2 protein-coding genes are annotated in these 2447 nt (G+C 72.4%); both read left to right on the top strand.

Annotation, left to right across the window (positions count from 1 at the left end; all coding sequences use genetic code 11):
* The coding region (locus DQW06_RS25595) for a serine hydrolase (protein WP_157983604.1) at nucleotides 1-1803 on the top strand (1803 nt) is incomplete at its 5' end.
* 288 nt (nucleotides 1804-2091) lie between these two features.
* Nucleotides 2092-2424, top strand: a complete 333-nt coding sequence (locus tag DQW06_RS25590) for a hypothetical protein (RefSeq protein WP_117199452.1) — start codon at nucleotides 2092-2094, stop codon at nucleotides 2422-2424.
* Nucleotides 2425-2447 lie beyond the last annotated feature (23 nt).

The raw sequence follows: 2447 nt of genomic DNA, 5'->3' as shown, positions 1-2447 counted from the left end.
GCCCCGCCGACCGCCCCGGCCGAGGCCGTGCCGCTCAACCCCGAGACCGCGCGGGAGTTCGTGGACACCCGCGTCGCCGAACTGCTGGAGGAGCACGGGGCGCCCGGCGTCGCCGTGACCGTCGTGGCCGGGGGCGAGCAGGTCGCCTCCGCCTCCCACGGGTACGCCGACCTCGCCACCCAGACCCCCATGGACCACACGGTCCACACGCTTCCCACCGGCTCGGTGTCCAAGTCCTTCACCGCGGCCGCCGCCCTCCTCCTGGCCGAGGAGGGGGAGATCGACCTGCACGAGGACGTCAACACCTACCTGCCCGAGGCCGCCCGGCTGCCCATGGACGGCGTCACGATGCACCACCTGCTCACCCACACCGCGGGGTTCGCGGAGGTGTTGGACTTCCCCTCGGCCGGGGACACCGAACGGCACCTGGACCTCGAGGAGGTGTACAGCACCCTCAAGCCCGAGGAGCTCTACGAGCCCGGTCGGTTCACCGCCTACTCCAACCACGGCAACGGCCTGGCCGGGTACGTCGTCCAGGAGGTGAGCGGCCAGCCCTTCGAGGAGTACGTCGCCCGGAACCTGTTCGAGCCGCTGGGCATGGACAGGAGCGCGTTCCTCCAGATCTACGACGCCCGCGAGGTCTACGAGGTCCCGGCGTTCCACCTGCCCGACGGCAGCAAGGCCGGGGACCTGCACGTCTCCCAGGCCCCCGCGGGCGCCTCCCTCGCCTCGACCGACGACATGGCCCGGTTCATGCTGGCCCTGCTGGGCGACGGCGAGATCGACGGCGAGCGCGTGCTGCCCGCCGGGGTGGCCGAGCAGATGCTGGCGAGCCAGCACGAGTCCCACCCGGAGGCCCCCGCGGTGGGCTACGGCACCTACCAGTGGCGGGGCGGGGACTCCCCGGTCATCGGCCACGCCGGCGACCTGGACGGCATGCACACCGCCTACACCCTGATCCCCGGGATCGACGCCGGGATGTTCGTCGCGGTCAACGGCGACGACTCCGTTCCGGGAAACCCCCTGGAGGACCTGCGGATGACGGTGGCCCAGGAGTTCTGGGACACGTTCGACCCGCAGGCCGCGCCGTCCGGGGAGGCCGACACCGGCGCCGACCTCGGCGCCTACACGGGCACCTACGTCAGCAGCCGCCGCTCCGCCAGCGGGCCCGGCCAGATCGTCTCCCTCTTCGACAACATGACCGTGCGCGACGCCGGGGACGGCACCCTCTCCGTCAGCGGCCCGATGGCCGCGGACGACCGCTGGCTGCCCCTCGGCGGGGGGCGGATGGCCGCGCAGAACGGCGCGGACCGGCTGACCTTCCTGGAGGAGGACGGCGAGGTCGTCGCCCTGGCCACGGACACCAACGCCACCCAGGTCTACGAGCGGACCACCCCGCTGACCAGCCCGATCACGCACGGCGTGGTCGCCGCCGCCGGACTGCTCGTCCTGTTCACCGCGTTCGTGCAGTTCCGCCGCGCACCGGACCGGTTCACCGTCCTGGCCCGGGCGCTGGCCTCGCTGACCGCGCTGAGCTGCTTCGTCGCCGTCGGACTCGTCGCGTACGGACTGTTCGACAGCCACACGCTCCAGCAGTGGATCTTCAGCGAGTCCCTCGCGCTCACCCTGCCGCTCGCCGTCGCCGTCCCGCTCACCCTGGCCACCGCGGCCGTGGCCGTGACCGCCTGGGTCAGGGGGTGGCTGCGCCCGGCCGGGCGGATCCACCTCTCCCTGGTCGTCCTGGCCGCGACGGCCGTCATCCTGACGGGGGCCCAGTACGGCTTCGTGTGGCTGGTGTCCTGAGCGGACCCGGGTCCGGAGCCCCGTGCTGGTTCCGGACCCCCCGAACCCCGGCGTCGGCTGAACAAGGAGCTAACATCCCGGGGCGAAAGGTACACATGCGGCATCTATCCAGGTAGCATCCCCACAGTTCAGGGGATCGGCGGAACTCCTGCCCCCGTCCGCGCGTCCCACCCGTCATCCGGACCCGTTCCGGCGGCCCCGACGGCCGCGGACGGGCCTTCCGTGCGGGGAGGGCGCCGTGCCCCCCTCCCCGCGGGTCCCGCGTTCGAGGAGAGAGGAGACCCCCACATGACCACCGAAGCGGGCGGCAACCCGATCGAGGGGATGCGGGGCGGCGAGTACGCCGAAACACTCGCGGCCGCCATGGCCGGACTCGCCGACGCGTTCGACCTCCTCATGGAGGACGCCGAGAGCGTCTCGGGCCACGACGACGTCAGGGCCGGGTTCAGCGCGTTCAAGGAGAACACCGCGCAGGCGCTCATCGACGTCCAGTCGCTCGGCCTGTCCCTGGCCGACAACGTCCAGGCGGGCGCCGCGGAGATCGCGCAGAACGACCTGGACAGCTCGGAGGACTTCGACCACCCCTGGGAGTCCCACCGGGACATCAACTTCGAGGGCTGACGGCTCCCTCCCCACCCCGTACC

Origin of the sequence: Nocardiopsis sp. TNDT3 (assembly GCF_003427465.1) — a bacterium.
GTDB lineage: Bacteria > Actinomycetota > Actinomycetes > Streptosporangiales > Streptosporangiaceae > Nocardiopsis > Nocardiopsis dassonvillei.
Note: the sequence above shows the minus strand (reverse complement) of the source record. Positions and strands in the feature narration are given on the sequence as shown.

Coding starts and splice junctions, on each gene's coding strand:
- DQW06_RS25590 (WP_117199452.1), top strand. CDS start 2,092: ATGACCACCGAAGCGGGCGGCAACCCGATCGAGGGGATGCGGGGCGGC.